The sequence below is a fragment of the Paractinoplanes hotanensis genome (genome assembly GCF_023717965.1).
Classification (GTDB): domain Bacteria; phylum Actinomycetota; class Actinomycetes; order Mycobacteriales; family Micromonosporaceae; genus Actinoplanes; species Actinoplanes polyasparticus.
The window spans coordinates 63,270-80,150 of the sequence record NZ_JAMQOL010000034.1 but is presented as its reverse complement, the minus strand read 5'-3'; the positions used below and the strand labels follow the sequence as shown (position 1 = coordinate 80,150).

The window sequence follows — 16,881 nt, the reverse complement described above, 5'->3', positions numbered from 1 at the left end:
GGCTCCCGCAGTACCCTCAGGTGGCGCGGCCTATGCTTCGCGGTCGGCCGGCAGCGTCGCGATCTCGCGATAGAAGCGGTCGATCTGGCGTACGGTCGCCTCGAACTCGTCCAGGCCGAACGGCTTGGTCACGTACGCGTTGGCCCGGTGCTGATAGCTGGCGACGATGTCAGGCGCCGCGCCCGAGGTAGTCAGAATCACCACGGGGATGGCCTTGAGCCGATCGTCGGTCTTGATGGCGGCCAACGTCTCGCGCCCGTCCATCCGCGGCATGTTGAGGTCGAGCAGAATCAGGTCGGGCCGGCTCGCGTTGGCGTAGACACCCTCGCGGCGCAGATAGTCCAGCGCCTCGCGCCCGTCGGCCACCCGGTCGACGCTGGTGTGCGTTGTCGCGTTCTCCAACGCCTCGGAGATCATGAGGGCGTCGGCGTCATCGTCGTCGACGACGAGAATCTGCAGGCTACGCACAGGGGCCCCTTTGGTTGCTGTGCCGCAAGCATAGGGGCAAGCGCCGACCTCAACCACGCCCGGGCAGTTCCAATTCGGCATCCTCGGACGGCGCCTCCACGAACCATTGCCTCACCTGCGCGGGAGCCAGGTCGTAGCCGGTGGCCCGGGCCCCGGACCAATTGACCCCCACCAGCATCCCGTCCTGCTCGAGCCGCGGCAGCCACCCCCGCGCCCATTCATCGACGTCGACCGCCAGCACCTCGAACCCCCGGTAGGCGGCCACCTGATCCACCACCCGCCCGGCCCGGGTCGCCTTGGACCAGAACGGAACCGCCCGCCGCCCGTCATCCCCCGCAGGCGCCGGCATCCCCTCCGGGTCCCGGATCGAGAAGACACGCCCTTCCCGCGCCACCTCCCGCCGAAAGGCCGCCCGGTGCGCCCCACTGAGCGACATCACAGTCCCCCCATCCTGATCGAGCGCCTCCATCGTGCTGCATCCAAGAGCCGGACGAGGCCGAGACCGCTCGAAAACACCCCCTTCCCTCCGCGCGCCCACCCACGTGCTGTTCGTGCCCGACGTGCGGACCCGACATGCCCTTCGTGCCCGAGGCGCCGCCCGCGCTGCCCGGCCGTGCCGGTCTCGCTGTGCCACGCCGCTTGCCCTGGCGTGTCGTTCGGCTGCGCCGCGCCGTCCGCCGGCTCGGGCCGGGGGTGGTGGTCTGTCAGGTGCGGGCTCCGGGAGTTGCAAGGGGTCTTGTGAATGTCTATAAACGCTGGTCGCCGCGTATTTGTGCGAATTCTTGATCTTGTTATTGCGAGCGTTCCGAGCATTTGTTCGGGTTTCAAAGGGTTGGTACAACCTCAGCTTTTCGGTCAATCCGGGCTAAACATTTAGTACAAGAAAGAGGAATTCATCCAGAAACGCGGGGGAAAGGCGCGGCGGGACCGGCTCGTGGGCATAGTGTCCGTTTTGTCGGTCGGCCATTCGCCGGGCAACCATCAGTAACTGGAGGAATTTCGATGAAGAACAATCGGCGCATCGGTGCGTTCGTGGCTATGGCCACGGCGGCGGTCGGCATGGCTACCGTGACCGCGACGGCGCCCGCTGCGGCGGCGCCCGTCCGGGGGCCGCAGCCGGTCTCGAACTGGCTGGGCGCGGTCCGGGCCAACGCGGACAGCTGGGTCAAGATCTACTGGCGTACGGACCGCCCGATCTGCGACGTCGAGGTGCGGGTCGGCGGCGGCCGTGACGTCGATGTCGACTACCCGGGCCGCAAGCGTTTCACGTCCTTCACGCGGGGCGACATGCTGCGTCCGGGCCGCACGGACTTCACCGCCTTCGAGGTGAACCCCGACTACAACCGGGCCGGCGTCGCCCGCCTGCGCGCCACGATCTCGTACGACCTGTGCGGTCGCCGCGACCGCACCCAGTACAAGTCGTTCGCGCTGGCGCTGCCGGTGCTGCGCAACAACGGCCCCCACAGCGGCCCGGGCCGCCCCGGCAACGACGGTCGCCCCGGCAACGACGGTCGCCCCGGCAACGACGGTCGCCCCGGCAACGACGGTCGCCCCGGCCACGACGGTCGCCCGAACGGTGGCCACGACGGTCGCCCGAACGGTGGCCACCACGGCCGCCCGGCGAGCCCGAGCCCGTCGGCCAGCACGTCCAGGCCTGCCGCGTAAGCAGAGCGCATCCCCCGTGCCGCGGGTCCCGGGACCACCGATTGTGTCGGTGAGCCGGGACCCGCACGCGCGCGCCCCTGGCCCGTATGAAACGGCATCAGTGACGTGCGGGTCGTGGTCCTGGGCGACGACGAGCTCGAGACCAACCACGCGGCGACCGGGAGTTCGCGCGGCGACTCGCTCGGCCGGGGCAGAGCCCGGGTTGAGGCCGGCCACGACCCGGGCGGCCACGGCAACGATCAGCTGACGCCCGCCGAGGCCGCGACGCGCCGGCCCGGCCCGGTCGAGAGACACCACCCTGATGCCCCCGTGCGGAGCTGAGGGGCTGAGGCAAGCGGCACCGAGGTGCCGGAACATAGTGGGCGCCGCCTTCGTGGCGCTGGATGAACGAGGGCGGCCCAGACCCGCCGGACACGAGCGGCGGTTGACGCCGGACATAAGTCGCCCGGCCAGCAGAACTGGCCGGGCGCGGACGTTTCTTGGGGTCAGACGCGCGAGAGGAGCTGGGTCTGCTCGTCCGACTCGCGCCGGGCGTTCATGATCAGGGCCGATGGGTCGGTGAGGACCATCTCCATCGCCTTCGAGATCAGGTTGGGGTCGAAGGTGGACGCGTGGAACGTCGCCTCGAGGTGGAGCACGCCGTTCATCTCGCTGGTGGTCAGCGTGACGCCCTCGGGGCTGTTCAGCGTGGGCACGCTCAGGTTGACCCGCCACTCCGGCCCGACCGACCACGGCAGGTCGCCGAGCAGGTCGTGCCGGCCCTGGTTGCTGAAGGTCAGGCGGGGCCGCGGCGGGATGGCGAGCTCCGACGGGTACGGGTCGGGCATGCCGGGCGCGCCGTCCAGAGCGATCTTGCCCTCGCGCAGCACCATCATCGTGAGGATGCGGCCGGTGGCCAGCTCGCTCTTGATCGTCGTGTTGATCGACGCCGGGTCCATCATGTTCTGCGGGGAGAGGTACGGCCCCATGCAGAAGTTGCTGTCGATCCGGGTGTCCTTGTCGAGGAAGCGCCGGCCGTCGGCCAGGAACGTCGCGCCGCCGGTGTCGGGCTTGAGGCCCAGCTGGTGCAGCGCCGCGGTGAACGCCGCGAACGTGATGGCCGACGTGGTGACACCCGGGGAGTACTCGTCACGCCACTGACGCATCAGCTTGAGCGTCGTGGCCGAGCGGGCCGAGCGCACGGTCAGATTGGGCTGCCACTTGCGCATGCGGGTCTCTTCGGGCTCCGGCGGGCGGGCGAAGCTGATGCCCTCTTTCCACCGGGCCGGCTTGGTGCCGAACTGCTTCCACCAGGCCTTGGGCAGCGCCATGCGGTTGCGCTCGAGCGGCGGGATCACCGCGGCCCGGCCCTGGCTGGCCGCGAGCACCAGCTCGTGCACCAGCGAGTTGACCGGTCCGGCGTCGCCGTACGCGTGGGAGACCTTGATCGCGATGTAGCCGGCCCCGACGAGGATGCGGATCGGGTGCACGCCGCGCGGCTCGGCCTGGAGCTTGCGGGTCATGCCGTCCATGTCGAGCGACCAGTCGCCGGAGTCCTGCACGGCGCGGTGCACGAACTGGGCGAACTCGGCCCCGTCCATGTGTTCCCAGCGGGCGCCGACGCGGTCGAGTTTCGAGACGGCCCGGTGCTTGGGGTCGGCCGCGTGCAGACCGATCAGAGCCCGGCGTACGCCGTCGACGGTCACGCCGTACAGCGGGCCGACGGTCCGGATGTATTCGAGCGGCAGCCAGGCCCGCTCGTGCAGCGTCATGGTCGTCGTGTTCGCGCTGTCGCCCCGGCGCTTGCCGCCACCGAAGACGACCCGCAGGACGGTCGGCGCGACCAGCACGGTCTCGACGCCCATCACGATGGCGACCCACATCACCAGGTCGGTCAGGCCGCCGGTGCTGCCGCCGTACCAGGCGCCGCCCAGCTCGGCGAGACCCGCGAACAGCGAGAAGATGCCGGCGCCGCGCACCCTGTCCTGCACGCGGGAGATCGCCATGAAGAAGTGCAGGAAGACGAACGGCACGTAGGTCAGCGCGAGCAGGCGCAGCGCGTCACCGGCCGTCTCGGCGTACTGCGCGCCGAAGACGGACATGATCGGGTTGGCCAGGAAGAACACCAGCGCGGCGGCCGGCACGCCGCCACCGAGGCAGATCATCAGGCCGACCCGGACCTTGGAGGTCAGCGCACGCTTGTCGCCGCTGGCCACCGCGAACAGCGTGAGCGCCACGTTGCCGGGCACCATGGCCAGGAACGACAGCACCATGAAGGCGGTGTAGAACGACGCGTTGGCCTCGGCCGACAGCACCGCCGTGACGACCAGCGGGAGCGCCGCGCGCGGCAGGTACGTCGCCAGGTTGAGCAGGTTGTGGTCGAAGGTCGACTTGCCGCGGCCCTTGAGCAGCGAGAGCCGGGGGCGGGCGGAGTCGATGATGCGGCGGCGGCGCAGGGCGACGCTGAGGATGGCGGTCGACAGCACGATGCCGGCGACCCAGGTGAGCAGCAGCTCGTTGCCGGTCAGGGTGATCGGCGCGAGGGCCAGACCGCCCAGCAGCACCAGCTTGATCACCGAGAACCAGGCGTTGCGCATCAGCTGGAGCGGGCCCTTGAGCAGGCCGACCAGGGCCTCGTCGAGCACCAGCGTGACCGAGTTGAGCGCGATGCCGACGACCAGCAGGACGGTGCCGAACGTGCCACCCAGCGCCGCCTGCAGGCCCGGGATCCACAGCTGGGCGACGACCACGTAGACGATGCCGCCGACCGTGGCGGCGCTGCCGGCCACGAGCAGACAGGTCGTGATCAGTTCCCACTTGGGACCGCGCAGCTGCGACAGGTCGGAGATCAGCATGGTGCCCATGCCGAACATGCCGATGGTGCCGATCAATGTCATCGCCGACACCGCGGCCGACGCCTGGCCGACCGCCTCGGGCGACGCCGAGCGGGCGGCGACCCACCAGAAGGCGAAGCCGAACAGCGACGTGATCGCCGTCGTCGCGATCAGCGACCCGGCGTTCAGGAACAGATCGACGTGCCCCTTGAGGGCGGTAATGATGCTGCTGCGGCGTTTGGCCGGCTTCGGCACCGAGCCTTGCGGCACTCTGACCTCGGTCGCGGTCACACAGCCTCCCCACGGAACGACGATGAAAGGGTAGTTACTCGCCGGTTTCGAGTGCTACGGGAGAGCGGCCGACCCTTTGCGTACTGTCCGGTATGGACGATCAGTGAAGCGGCGGATCGGAGTGGCCGTTCGGTCGATACTTGGTACGCCTGAAGTCCCAGATGAATCATCCGGTCACTCGCGGTGACGTGGATCATCACAACCAACCCGCTCGTTTGAAACGCCAGAAGAGGCCGCTACAGACGAGAACAACTATCACAATCGTCGCCGAGAACCCGTACCGGGAGTCGATACCGGGCATATTTGTGAAGTTCATCCCGTAAATTCCGGTGCCGACGGTCGCGACGGCCGCGATGCCCGCCCAGGCGGCGATCATGCGCATGTCGTTGTTCTGCTCGATAGTGACCTGCGTGAGCCGTGCCTGCAGCACCGAGTTGAGCAGGTCGTCGAAGCCGGCCACCCGGTCGGCGGCCCGGGCCAGGTGTCCCCGCACGTCCTCGAAGTAGGGCCGCAGAGTGGATGGCGCCGCGGTCAGCTCCAGCACCCGGGTCAGTGGTTCCTGCAGGGGCAGGACGGCGCGCTTGAGCTCGACCATCTCGCGTTTGAGCTGGTAGAAGTGCGCCACGTCGGCCGAGCGGCCGGTGGCGAAGGTCTCCTCCTCCAGACGCTCCAGGTCGTGCTCGATCTCGGTCGAGACGTCCAGATAGTCGTCGACCAACCGGTTCGCCACCGCGTACGCGACGGCCCACGGGCCGGCCCGCAACAGCTCCGGTCGCTTCTGCATCTCCTGCCGCACCGGCCACAGGGCGCCCGGCGCGCCGTGACGCACGGTGATGACAAACCACGATCCGATCAGCAGGGTCACGTCGCCGGTGTCGACCACCTCACTGGTCGCCGTCAAGGTGTCGTGCTCGACGTACCGGGCTGTCCGCAGCACCAGCCGCGTCACGTCGCCGATCGTCTCGACCAGCGGCCGGTGCCCGCCCTCAGTCGTCTGCTCGACGATCAGCTCGTGCAGGCCGAACGTCTCGGCGACCGTGCGCATCGTCACCAGGTCGGGCTCGTGCAGCCCCAGCCAGAGGAACTCGCCCCGGCGCCGGTGCGCCGAGGCGTAGTGGACAGCGCCGGGTTTGCGCCGCCCGCCCTGATAGACAGCGCAATCGACCACGGCATCCGGATTGTGGCGCCGCGCTTCGAGGTCGGGGCCCGTGGCGCGTGGGGCGATACCTTCGACGAGCCGGCCCAGGAGCTTGAACACCAGCCGACGGTAGCGGTAGTCAGCGACTCAGTCGGACCGGCGCATGGCACGCACGCCGGCCCACAGGCCGAGTGCCGATACGGCGGTCGCGGCGATCAGCCCGCTGAGGGTGGCCGAGGTGAAGATCTCACCGTTGAACAGTGCCCGTTCGGCGTCCACCACATAGCTCAACGGATTTCCCTTGGCCAGCGCCTGCAGCCAGCCCGGGCCGTTCTCGATCGGCAGCAGCACTCCGGCCAGCAACAGCAGGGGGAAGAGCAGGGTCTGCTGCACGGTCCAGAACAGCCATTCCTGGTTCTTCGAGGCCAGGGCCAAGGTGTACGAGAGAGCGCCGAGCCCGATGCAGAAGGCCGCCAGGATGAGCAGCCCGAGCACCGCGCCCGCGAACTCGAAGCGGAACCCGAACGGCACGCAGACGGCCACAATCAGGGCAGCTTGCGCGAACATCGGAACGATCTCCTTGAGCGCGCGCCCGATCAGCAGGGCCGGTCGGCGCAGGGGAGTGACCAGCATCCGTTCGTGCGAGCCGGTCTGGATCTCGAAGAGCAGGTTCGACCCGGTCATCGAGCACGCGAACAGGCACGACATGACGATGATCCCGGGCACGAACCACTGCAGGGAGTTGTCCGGCAGCAGCGGGGCGAACAGGCCCAGGAAGACGAGCGGCTGCACCATCGAGAAGATGATCGTGAACGGGTCGCGCAGCAGCGGGCGGAGTTCGCGGCTGAAGACGGTGCGGGAATCGGTGATCAGCGTGGTCACGGCTCAGACCTGCACGAGTTCGCCGGCGGTGTCGGCGGGCTCCTGGGCGGCGCCGCCCTCGCGCAGGCTGCGACCGGTGAGCTTCAGGAAGACGTCGTCGAGGGTCGGGCGGGTCACCTCGACCTCGGCGGCGGGATGGCCGGCGGCTCGCAGGTCGTCGAGGATTCCCGGTACGCGCCGGGGCGCGCCCTGGGCGGCGATGACGAGCCGGGCGCCCCGGCGTTCGGGGTGCAGCGCGGCCACCGCCGAGGCGGCCGCGGCGGCGTCGGTCTCGTGGTCGAACCCGAGGGTGATGTGATCGCCGACATGCTCGGCCTTGAGCCGGGCCGGGCTGTCGTCCGCGATGATCCGCCCGTGGTCGATCACGATCACCCGCTCCGCCATCGAGTCGGCCTCGTCGAGGTAGTGGGTGGTCAGCACGATCGTCGCCTCGTGCCGGGCGCGTAGCGCGAGGATGTGCTCCTGCAGGTTGGCCCGGTTCTGCGGGTCGAGGCCGGTCGACGGCTCGTCCAGGAAGAGCAGTTCGGGCGAGTGGATCAGGCCCATCGCGATGTCCAGACGCCGGCGCTGGCCCCCCGAAAGGGTCGAGACGCGGCGGTCGGCCACCTCGGCCAGCCCCAGTGATTCGATCAGGGTGTCCGCCCGGTTCCGGGCGTCGCGCACGCCCAGCCCGTACGCCCGGCCCTGACTGATCAGTTCGTCCCGGCCGCGCTGGCTGTGCCCGGCGCCGTTGCCCTGCCCGATGTAGCCGATCCGCAGGCGCACCTCACGCTGTTGCCGCACCACGTCGAAGCCGGCCACCCGGGCTGTTCCCGCGGTCGGCGGGATCAGCGTCGTCAGCATGCGCAACGTCGTCGACTTGCCGGCGCCGTTGGGGCCGAGCAGTGCGACGAGTTCGCCCGGCGCGACGGAGAGGTCGATGCCGTCGACGGCGCGCACGTCCTTGAAGTGCTTGGTCAACCCTCGTGTCTCAATCATGAGTACGACGCTAGGGTGGCTTGCGGACACTTTCTGACCTCAATGTGGCGGAGTCTGGATTCATGGCGAACACGAGTGCCCGGATGCTGCGACTGCTGTCGTTGCTGCAGACCCACCGCTACTGGCCGGGGTCCGAGCTCGCCGGCCGGCTCGAGGTCAGCCCCCGCACGCTGCGCCGCGACGTCGACCGGCTGCGCGACCTGGGCTATCCGGTCGACGCGAGCCGCGGGGTGGCCGGCGGCTATCAACTGCAGGCGGGCGCGGCCGTGCCGCCCCTGCTGCTCGACGACGACGAGGCGGTCGCGATCGCCATCGGGCTGCGGACGGCGGCGGCGGGGGCGGTGGCCGGGTTCGAGGAGACTTCCGTACGAGCCCTGGCCAAGGTCATCCAACTGCTGCCGCCCCGCCTGCGGCGTCGCATCGATGCGCTGCGCGAGGTGACCACGCCCGGCGTCCTCGGTGGCGGGCCCACTCTCGACGCGGGCGTGCTGACCACGATCGCCCTGGCCTGCCGGGGCGAGGAGAGGCTGCGCTTCGACTACACCCCGCGCGACGGCGGGACCGCCGCCCGGTTCGTCGAGCCGCACCGGCTGGTGCCGCTCGGCCGGCGCTGGTATCTGGTCGCCTGGGACCTCGACCGCGGCGACTGGCGCAGCTTCCGCGTCGACCGGTTGAGCTCACCGGCGCTGACCGGCGCCCGTTTCCGCCCGCGCGAGATCCCGGGCGGCGACCCGGCGGCCTGGTTGCGCTCGCGCATGTCGCAGATTCCCGCCCGGTACGACGTCTCGGTCGTGTTCGAGACCGGCGCCGACACGGTGCGCGCCCTGATCGGCCACTACGGCACGACGGAGGCGCTGACCGGCGAGTCGTGCCGCATGCGCATGAGCATCGACGACCTCGGCTGGCCGGTCATGGTGCTCGGGGTGCTGGCGGTTCCGTTCACCATCGAGTCGCCACCCGAGCTGCGCGACCGTGCGCTGGAGACGGCCGACACCCTGCGCCGGGGCGCCGCCTGATCCACTGACCTGTATGGACGGATCGGCGCCCCCGTGGCGCCGATCCGCACGGAGAAAGCTACCGGCCCCCTCCGACACTTTTCGCGCCAATCTAAGCCGGTGCTTATATAAGACTGAATGAATTTCCGTCGGGCGTTCGGCACCGCCGGAAAATGTCGGGGGTGGCGGGCAGAATCGGCCCATGACCACGATCGGTGCGATCTTCCTGCCATCGAACCCGCCCGAGACTCTGCGCTCCGTCGCCCAGGCTGCCGACCAGGCCGGCCTGGAAGAGCTGTGGATCTGGGAAGACTGCTTCCTCAACGGCGGCCTCACCGCGGCCACCGCCGCCCTGGCCTGGACGCAGAATCTGCGCGTCGGCATCGGCATCATGCCGGTCCCGTTCCGCAACGTCGCCTCGCTGGCGATGGAACTGGCCACGCTCGGCCGCATGTTCGGCGACCGCGCGCTGCCCGGCATCGGCCACGGCGTCCAGGAATGGATGGGCCAGGTCGGCGCCCGCGCCGCGTCGCCCCTCACGCTGCTCAGGGAGTATTCGACGGCGCTGCGCGCCCTGCTGCAGGGCGAGTCGGTCACGGTCGCCGGCAAGTACGTCACGCTCGACAACGTCCGGCTCGACTGGCCGCCCGAGGTGCCGCCGCTGCTCTCGGTGGCGGCCGGCGGGCCCAAGACGATCGCCCTGGCCGGTGAGGTGGGCGACGCGGTCGTGCTCGCCGGCGGCACGTCCCCGGCCAAGGTCGCCGAGGTGGCCCAGGTGGTCACCGACGCTCAGCTCACGGTCTTCGTGCCTGCCATGACCGGCCCCGGCGCCGAGGCCAAGCTGCTGGCCGACATGGAGAAATACAAGGCCGACTGGCCCGGCCTGTGGGGAACCCCGGCCGAGATCGCGGCCGGGGTGGCCGAGTTCGCCGCCGCGGGCGCGAGCAAGGTGATCCTGCAGACCGTGGCCGGCGAAGACCCGGAGGCCTATGTGCGCTGGGTCGCCGAAGAAGTGCGGCCGCTGGTCGGTTGAGCGGCGGGCGAGGGGAATGCGGCCGCGCAGCGGAACGCGGACCGGTATGACACTGGTCGCGGAAGCGGGCCGGTCTCGTCCCCGGTCCGTTAGCCTGCGCCGAGGGTGCCAGTGAGAACGACGGGGGCAAGATCACGGTGACGACGAGGTACGTGGCGATCGGCGACAGCTTCACCGAAGGCGTCGGCGACGAGTTGCCCGACGGCTCGGTGCGCGGGTGGACCGATCTGGTGGCCGCCGGGCTCGCGGCCGGCAAGGGCGAGACGGTGCAGTACGCCAACCTCGCCATCCGCGGGCGGCTGCTCGAACCGATCGTCAACGAGCAACTGCCGGCCGCCCTGGCCCTCTCCCCGCCGCCCACGATCCTCACGCTCAACGGCGGCGGCAACGACATGCTGCGCCCCGGCGGTGACATGCTGCGGCTGACCGAACTCACCGAGCGGGCGATCCAGCGCTGCCTCGAAGCCGGCGTGCGCATGGTGCTGCTCAGCGGGGGTGACCCGTCCGAGCGGCTGCCGCTGGGCGCCATGATGCGCCGCAAGGGCGAGGCGCTCACCCAGTCGGCCATCGACCTGGCCAAGCGCTACGACATCACGTTCGTCGACGTCTTCCACGACGCCGAGATCCGCCGGGCCGGCTACTGGTCGTCCGACCGCCTGCACCTCAACGCGGCCGGCCACCGCCGGGTGGCCGGCCTGGTCCTGGGCGCGCTGGGCTACGAGGGGGCAGCCCACGTGATCGACCCCAGCCCCAACGAGAGCCGCCGCGTGCTGGCCGAGGCCCGCTACTACCGCGAGCACGTGCTCCCGTGGCTCAACCGCCGGGTGCGTGGCCGTTCCTCCGGCGACAATCGCACCGGCAAGTTCGTCGACTGGGTCGACATCAACCCGGCGCACAAGGGCTGAGCGCAGAAAGCCGGCGTAGAAGGGCTAGGCGCGGAAAGCCCGGCGCGGAAAGCCCGGCGCGGAAGAGCTAGGGCAACGGGCGGCGGCGGATGTGGTCGTCGTGCCACTCCGTGCCGACCAGGAAGCGTTTCACGCCGATCACCTCGAAGCCGTGCTTGGCATAGAACTTGCCGGCCCGCACGTTCTGCTGGTTCACGCCCAGCCAGCAGAACGCGGCCCCGGCGGACGCCGCTGAAGCCAGCGTGGCCTCCATCAACGTCGCGGCGGCTCCCGAACCATGCCGTTCCGGCGCCAGATAGAACTTGCTCAGCTCGATGCTGACGTTCCCGTCCACCACGGCGGCCACGTCGGGGTCCTTGATCGGGCCGCCGACCAGCATCGAATAGCCCAGCGGCACCCCGTCGCCGAGCACCAGCAGCAGCACCCGCTGCGGATCGGCGAGGTAGCCGCGGAAGCTCGCCGCGGAGAGGTGGGTGGCGACGAAGTCGTCGATGTCGGATTGCCGGGTGCCGGGCGGGCAGGCCAGCCCGAAGGTACGTTCGGCCAGATCGTGCAGCAGTTCGGTGTCGGCAAGTTCGGCGCGACGGGTCGTGATCGACATGGAAAGACAGTTTATTGTTTGCCCCGTGCACGCTCCCACGATGAAACACCTCGGCGACGTCATTCCGCTGCCGGCTTCGGTCCGGCCCGACCCCGCCGCCGACTTCCGCGTCCCGGCCGACGTGTCGGTGAGTGGCGCCGCGGCCGCCGCCGCCGTGGCCGACGAGCTGGCCGACCTGCTGCGCGAGGTGACCGGGTTCCCGGTCCCGCGGGCGGCCGGTGGGGCCATCCGGCTCGAGGTCGACGACGTACCGGACGAGGCGCGGTCGCCCGAGTCCTACCGGCTGGCGATCACCGCCGACGGCGTGACCCTGGGCGCTCCCACCGAGCAGGGACTCTTCGCCGGCCTGCAGACGCTGCGGCAGCTGCTGCCCCTGAAGGGTGAGGCCGTCCTGCCCGGGGGCCACATCGAGGACGCGCCGCGCTTCGCCTACCGCGGCACGATGCTCGACCTGGCGCGGCACTTCTTCCAGCCGGCCGACATCCGGTCCTACATCGACACGATCGCGCAATTCAAGATCAACCACCTGCACCTGCACCTCACCGACGACCAGGGCTGGCGACTGGAGATCGAGGGCTGGCCGCGCCTCACCGAGGTCAGCGGGGGCGAGGGCACCGGCATCGACGGCGCCGGGCCGGGGTTCCTGACGGCCCAGGAGTACGCCGATCTGGTCGCGTACGCCGCCACCCGGCACATCACCGTCGTCCCCGAGATCGACCTGCCCGGCCACGTCAACGCGGCCCAGGTGGCGTACCCCGAGCTGACCTGCGACGGCGAACCCGTCCAGCCGCGCACCGACCCCGAGGTGGGCTACAGCTCGCTGTGCGCCGGCAAGGAGGAGACGTACGCGTTCGTCGAGGACGTCATCCGTACCGTCGCCGCGCTGACCCCCGGCCCCTACCTGCACATCGGCGGCGACGAGGCGCTCAGCACCACCGCCGAGGACTACCGGACCTTCATGACCCGGGTGCTGCCCATGCCCGGCCGGTACGGCAAGCGCGCGATCGGCTGGCACGAGATGGCCGCCGTCGACCTGCCGGCCACCGCGATCCCGCAGTACTGGCGGATCGAGCCGGCCGACGACGGCGTGGCCCGGGCCGCCGCGGCCGGCCACCAGGTGATCATGTCACCGGCCGACCGCAGCTACCTCGACATGAAGTACGACGAGTCGACCCCGCTCGGCCTCGACTGGGCCGGCCTGGTCAGCGTCGAGCGGTCCTACGACTGGGAGCCCGCCGACCGCCTGCCCGGCGTGGGTGAGCAGTCGCTGCTCGGCGTCGAGGCGCCGCTGTGGTCCGAGACCCTGCGCAGCCTGGCCGACGTCGAGTTCATGGTGTTCCCGCGGCTGCTCGCGATCGCCGAGATCGGCTGGACGCCGCGGGCTGCCCGGGACTGGTCGTCCTTCCGCGACCGGCTGGCCCGGTTCGGGCCGCGCTTCGAGGCCCAGGGCATCAACTACCACCGCTCGCCCGAGATCGACTGGAGCTAGGTTTCCTCAAGACAGCACGATCCGGGGGCCGCTGCGCACGCGGGCCGGCACCCGGCTCAGGTCGATGGCGGTGTTCTGCGGCGGCAGGTAGTAGTCGAGCCTGGCCAGCCGCTGCACCAGCGTGCCGAGAACGGCCACAGTGATCTTCTCGCCGGGGCAGCGGTGGCCCGTACGCGGGTCGCCGCCGCCCTGCGGGATCAGCTCGAACGCGCCGACCCGGCGGCCGAGGAAGCGTTCGGGCCGGAACTCGTACGGGTCGGGCCAGACCCGCTGGTCGTGGTGCTGGCCGTAGATGTCGAGCAGCACGAGCGCTCCCGCCGGAATGCTCGTGTGCTGGAAGGTCAGGTCGTGGCGGGCCCGGGCGCCCAGGAAGGGCGCGAACGGATAGAACCGGCGCAACTCGTGCACGAAGGCCAGGGTGTATTCGTCGTCGCCGGCGCGCAGCCGGGCGCGGGTGCCCGGCCACCGGTCGAGCGCGTGCCCGGCGAAGGCCACGAACCACGTCACCGCCGTGGTGGGGCGGATGATGTTGATCAGTTCGACCGCGGCCGTGCCGGCGTCGAGCAGGTGGCCGTCCTCGCGGTGGTGCGCCGTCCGGGACACCGCCGTGTCCGTGGGCTCCTGCCGCCGCGCGGCCTCGATGATCTCGGCGAACCTGCGTTCGAGGCGCACTCGCGCCACGCGGGCCCGCACGTGACGCGGACCCAGCGTCGCGAAACCGTCCACCATCGCCAGCAGGTCGGCCGTCAGAGCGTCCAGGTCAAATGCGTTCTCCGGTACGCCGGTCCAGCGCGACACCGCGTCCGCGAGCACCTTCGCCGTCCCGTCGAACAGCGACACCGGCTTGCCGCCGCGCCAGCCGTCGGCCGCCTCGTCGAAGATCTTGCCGGTCAGGGCGGCGAGCGTGTCGATGCCGTCCTGGTGCATCAGCAGCGCCACGAACAGCGCCTTGCGGGCCTTGTGCGCCTGGTCGTCGAGGGTGTGCACACCCCTTCCGAACAGTGTGTCGACCACCGGGGCGGGCAGGGCGTCGTGCCGTTCGAGGTTGTCCTCGCCATAGAAGAAGCGGGCGGCATCGGGACCGCTGACTGCCACTGCGCGCTGCCCGCCGAACCGCATCGGGACCGGACGGCCGTGACTCCGGCGACGCAGGTCGGGGAGCCATGCGTACCCTTTGGCCGCGAACGGCAAGGTCTGGTCTGCAAACGCCATGGCAGTCCGTATCCCCTTCGGTGACGCCGCGAAACCGGCTCGAAAATCTTCCTTATCTTTTCCCCTCGGCGGACTGTCCGTCTGGGGTTTCTGTCGGAGGGCGGCCCTAGTCTTGGGCGCGTTCGAGTGGTCCACGAGAGGCCGGAGGCAGTGGTGCGACCGAGTGCGGGGGCGTCAGGTTCCCAGACGTACGAGGATCCGAGCGTGCCCGGTCCTGCCGCCGGCCCGTCCGAGCCCGCGGCCGGTGATTCCGGCGGCTCGTCGCAGACGGCGCTCGCCGGGTCGGCCGGGCGGTCGGCCGCGATGCTGCTCGGCTTCCTGGCTCTCGCCTGGCTTCAGGTCGGCGTGGTGCTGCTGGTCGTGCTGCTGATCCTGCAGCCGCTGCCCGGGTCGCTGGCTCTCGGGGTCGCCGTGCCGCTGGTCATCGCCGTGGCCGGGCTGTTGTGGTGGGCCACCGTGCGAGCCCTGCGCCTGCGCCGGTCCACTCCGGCCGGCGTGCCGGTGCTGCGTCAGCACGCGCCCGCTCTCTGGGCGATGCTCGACGACGCGTCCGTCGCGGCCGGGGTGAAGCCGCCCGACGGCGTCACCGTCGTCGCCGGCGCCACGGTCGCGCTCTTCCAGCCGCTGCGCCTCGGCGGCCTGCTGGGCGGCCGCCGCGAGCTCCACCTCGGGCTGCCGCTGCTGCAGGCGTGGGACGACTCGCGCCTGCGGGCGGCCGTCGTCCACGAGCTGGCGCACGGATCACCCGCGCTCGGCGGCCGTTTCGCCCCGCTCGCCCGCCGCGGCCGGGTCGCCCTGGGGCGCATCGTCCCGCGCATCCCGCGCCGCAGTCCCGCCGGCCCCCTGCTGCGCGCGTGGGCGCGGTTCTACCTGCGCGCCGACACCCCGTTCAGCCATGCTCAAGAGCTGGCCGCCGACCGCGTGGCCGCCTCCTTCGCCGGCCCCCGGGCCGCCGCCGCGGTGCTGCGCGACCGCCCCGCGCTCGAGGGCATGCAGCAGCTCTTCCACGCCGAATATGTCAGCCCCGGCTGGCAGACCGGCCTCATCCCCGACGACGTCTTCGGTGGTTTCCTGCGCGTGCTCGCCGCCCGCAGCGACGACATGCCCGCCCTGCGCTCACATGAGCCCGAGCCGCCCGGTGAGTGGGATCCGCACCCGCCACTGGCGACCCGCCTGGCCGCGCTGTCCGCACTCACGCCCGAGGGCCCCGAGGCCGCCGAGAAGCCGGCCGGCGATCTGGTGCCCGACCTGCCCGGTCTGGGCCGGGCGTTGCAGGCGGTCGCGTTCCCGGTCGGCGGCCGCGCCGTCGTCAGCTGGGACGAGTTCTTCGACGTGGCCCGCGTCGCCGAGATGGAACGCGAGGCCGACGCCTCCCTGCGCGCCCTGTCTCGCGCGGCGGGCGCCCCCGTGACCAGTGCCGCCGAGGTCCTCGACCTGTCGGCCGACGGCCGCCTGCGCAAGATCGCCGAGACCGTCTTCGGTGACCTGCCGCCAGACGAGGTGACGGGCCGCATCACCGACCTCATCGCCCTGCTGCTCGCCCTGGCCGCCCTGCGCAGCGGCGTGGCCCGCTGGCGCCACAGCTGGACGGGCACGGCCGAGCTGGTCGCGATCGACGGCTCCTACCTCGAACTCCAGGCCCCGGCCGAGATGGCCGGCGACCCCGCCACCGTCACCCAGGTTCGCGAGTGGCTGACCGCCGTCGGCATCGACCTGAACGCGGCCACCGACACGGCCCGCCACCTTTCCGCCCGCGTCCCCGTGCTGGGCGGCGTGGTCGGCGTCCAGGTCGACGGCGCCCGCACCGACCTCCTCGTCCTCGAGACCGGCCTGTTCCTGGTCCCCGGCCTGCCCCGCTCCCGTCATCACGAGGCCAAGCGCCGCCTGACCCGCCTGGCCGCCGACGGTGTCCTTCCCAACGGCACCCCGGCGCCGGATTCACCGATTCCCCAGCAGCCGCCTCCGGCCGGCGCACCGCAGGCAGCAGCCACCGCCGCCCCTGCTGGTGACGGCCCGGCCGTGGCCGATGCGGGTGCGTCCCCGGTCTCGCCGCTCGGCGCATCCGCGGCTTCGGCTGCTCCACATCCCGCCTCGGCCGATCCCGCGACAACAAATGCCGCGACCGCCGCACCACGACCGGCCGACCCCACCGCGGGCAGCCGCTTCGTGCCCTTCGCCGACGTGGCCACTGCCTCAGCCACACGCAACGGCCGCCGTTCCTGGGCGATCAGCCTCCGCGACGGCGGCACCCTGAACGTCCGCACCACCCTCGACAGCGAGGAACTCCCTGGCGGCTGGGCCGCCCTGGACGACGCCGTAGCCTTCCTGACTCGAACTCGCTGAGCCGCCGGCCTTCATTCCGCTCACCGGGCCGCCTGACTTCGGCGTTCTCGACGTCGGCCGTTCACAGG

At 71.0% G+C, this 16,881-nt stretch carries 15 protein-coding genes; 7 read left to right on the top strand and 8 right to left on the bottom strand.

Annotation, left to right across the window (positions count from 1 at the left end; translation table 11 throughout):
* Positions 1–30: 30 nt before the first annotated feature.
* Complete coding sequence (locus LXN57_RS24270) at positions 31–468, bottom strand: response regulator (protein WP_251800477.1); 438 nt, start codon at positions 466–468, stop codon at positions 31–33.
* Between the two features lie 49 nt (positions 469–517).
* Entirely contained in the window at positions 518–937 is a 420-nt protein-coding gene (locus LXN57_RS24265) for a DUF2750 domain-containing protein (RefSeq protein ID WP_251800476.1), read from the bottom strand.
* Between the two features lie 533 nt (positions 938–1,470).
* Here LXN57_RS24265 and LXN57_RS24260 point away from each other — a divergent pair.
* Together LXN57_RS24260 and LXN57_RS24255 are read left to right on the top strand one after the other, a co-directional pair.
* Positions 1,471–2,133 (top strand): collagen-like triple helix repeat-containing protein, encoded by a 663-nt coding sequence (locus tag LXN57_RS24260; RefSeq protein ID WP_251800475.1) that lies wholly within the window; start codon positions 1,471–1,473, stop codon positions 2,131–2,133.
* Between the two features lie 105 nt (positions 2,134–2,238).
* Positions 2,239–2,454 (top strand): hypothetical protein, encoded by a 216-nt coding sequence (locus LXN57_RS24255; RefSeq protein ID WP_251800474.1) that lies wholly within the window; start codon positions 2,239–2,241, stop codon positions 2,452–2,454.
* A gap of 164 nt (positions 2,455–2,618) precedes the next feature.
* Here LXN57_RS24255 and LXN57_RS24250 read toward each other — a convergent pair whose 3' ends face one another.
* The 4 genes from LXN57_RS24250 to LXN57_RS24235 all read right to left on the bottom strand — a co-directional run bounded on the left by LXN57_RS24250 (position 2,619) and on the right by LXN57_RS24235 (position 8,235).
* The gene (locus LXN57_RS24250; RefSeq protein ID WP_251800473.1) at positions 2,619–5,237 is read right to left on the bottom strand and encodes a lipopolysaccharide biosynthesis protein; all 2,619 of its coding nucleotides are present in this window, start codon (positions 5,235–5,237) and stop codon (positions 2,619–2,621) included.
* Between the two features lie 196 nt (positions 5,238–5,433).
* Positions 5,434–6,495, bottom strand: a complete 1,062-nt coding sequence (locus LXN57_RS24245; RefSeq protein ID WP_251800472.1) for a magnesium and cobalt transport protein CorA — start codon at positions 6,493–6,495, stop codon at positions 5,434–5,436.
* Positions 6,496–6,522: 27 nt separating this feature from the next.
* Positions 6,523–7,257: an ABC transporter permease gene (locus LXN57_RS24240; protein ID WP_251800471.1), complete on the bottom strand. Its 735-nt coding sequence runs from the start codon at positions 7,255–7,257 to the stop codon at positions 6,523–6,525.
* Between the two features lie 3 nt (positions 7,258–7,260).
* Positions 7,261–8,235: an ABC transporter ATP-binding protein gene (locus tag LXN57_RS24235; protein WP_251800470.1), complete on the bottom strand. Its 975-nt coding sequence runs from the start codon at positions 8,233–8,235 to the stop codon at positions 7,261–7,263.
* A gap of 62 nt (positions 8,236–8,297) precedes the next feature.
* Between LXN57_RS24235 and LXN57_RS24230 the strand changes: the two genes are divergently transcribed.
* The 3 genes from LXN57_RS24230 to LXN57_RS24220 all read left to right on the top strand — a co-directional run bounded on the left by LXN57_RS24230 (position 8,298) and on the right by LXN57_RS24220 (position 11,168).
* A complete protein-coding gene (locus LXN57_RS24230) occupies positions 8,298–9,251 on the top strand; it encodes a helix-turn-helix transcriptional regulator (protein WP_251800469.1) in 954 nt (317 codons plus the stop codon).
* A gap of 181 nt (positions 9,252–9,432) precedes the next feature.
* Positions 9,433–10,263, top strand: coding sequence for an LLM class flavin-dependent oxidoreductase (locus LXN57_RS24225; protein WP_251800468.1), 831 nt, complete (start codon positions 9,433–9,435; stop codon positions 10,261–10,263).
* Positions 10,264–10,400: 137 nt separating this feature from the next.
* A complete protein-coding gene (locus tag LXN57_RS24220) occupies positions 10,401–11,168 on the top strand; it encodes an SGNH/GDSL hydrolase family protein (protein WP_251800467.1) in 768 nt (255 codons plus the stop codon).
* Positions 11,169–11,235: 67 nt separating this feature from the next.
* Here LXN57_RS24220 and LXN57_RS24215 read toward each other — a convergent pair whose 3' ends face one another.
* On the bottom strand, positions 11,236–11,769 hold the full coding sequence (locus tag LXN57_RS24215; protein WP_251800466.1) for a GNAT family N-acetyltransferase: 534 nt from the start codon (positions 11,767–11,769) through the stop codon (positions 11,236–11,238).
* Between the two features lie 25 nt (positions 11,770–11,794).
* Between LXN57_RS24215 and LXN57_RS24210 the strand changes: the two genes are divergently transcribed.
* A complete protein-coding gene (locus tag LXN57_RS24210; protein WP_251800465.1) occupies positions 11,795–13,258 on the top strand; it encodes a beta-N-acetylhexosaminidase in 1,464 nt (487 codons plus the stop codon).
* A gap of 6 nt (positions 13,259–13,264) precedes the next feature.
* Here LXN57_RS24210 and LXN57_RS24205 read toward each other — a convergent pair whose 3' ends face one another.
* Positions 13,265–14,353: a cytochrome P450 gene (locus LXN57_RS24205; RefSeq protein WP_251800464.1), complete on the bottom strand. Its 1,089-nt coding sequence runs from the start codon at positions 14,351–14,353 to the stop codon at positions 13,265–13,267.
* 321 nt (positions 14,354–14,674) lie between these two features.
* Between LXN57_RS24205 and LXN57_RS24200 the strand changes: the two genes are divergently transcribed.
* The gene (locus LXN57_RS24200; RefSeq protein WP_251800463.1) at positions 14,675–16,813 is read left to right on the top strand and encodes a M48 family metallopeptidase; all 2,139 of its coding nucleotides are present in this window, start codon (positions 14,675–14,677) and stop codon (positions 16,811–16,813) included.
* Positions 16,814–16,881: the final 68 nt, after the last annotated feature.

Coding starts and splice junctions, on each gene's coding strand:
- LXN57_RS24265 (WP_251800476.1), bottom strand. CDS start 937: ATGGAGGCGCTCGATCAGGATGGGGGGACTGTGATGTCGCTCAGTGGG.
- LXN57_RS24260 (WP_251800475.1), top strand. CDS start 1,471: ATGAAGAACAATCGGCGCATCGGTGCGTTCGTGGCTATGGCCACGGCG.
- LXN57_RS24235 (WP_251800470.1), bottom strand. CDS start 8,235: ATGATTGAGACACGAGGGTTGACCAAGCACTTCAAGGACGTGCGCGCC.
- LXN57_RS24230 (WP_251800469.1), top strand. CDS start 8,298: ATGGCGAACACGAGTGCCCGGATGCTGCGACTGCTGTCGTTGCTGCAG.
- LXN57_RS24225 (WP_251800468.1), top strand. CDS start 9,433: ATGACCACGATCGGTGCGATCTTCCTGCCATCGAACCCGCCCGAGACT.
- LXN57_RS24215 (WP_251800466.1), bottom strand. CDS start 11,769: ATGTCGATCACGACCCGTCGCGCCGAACTTGCCGACACCGAACTGCTG.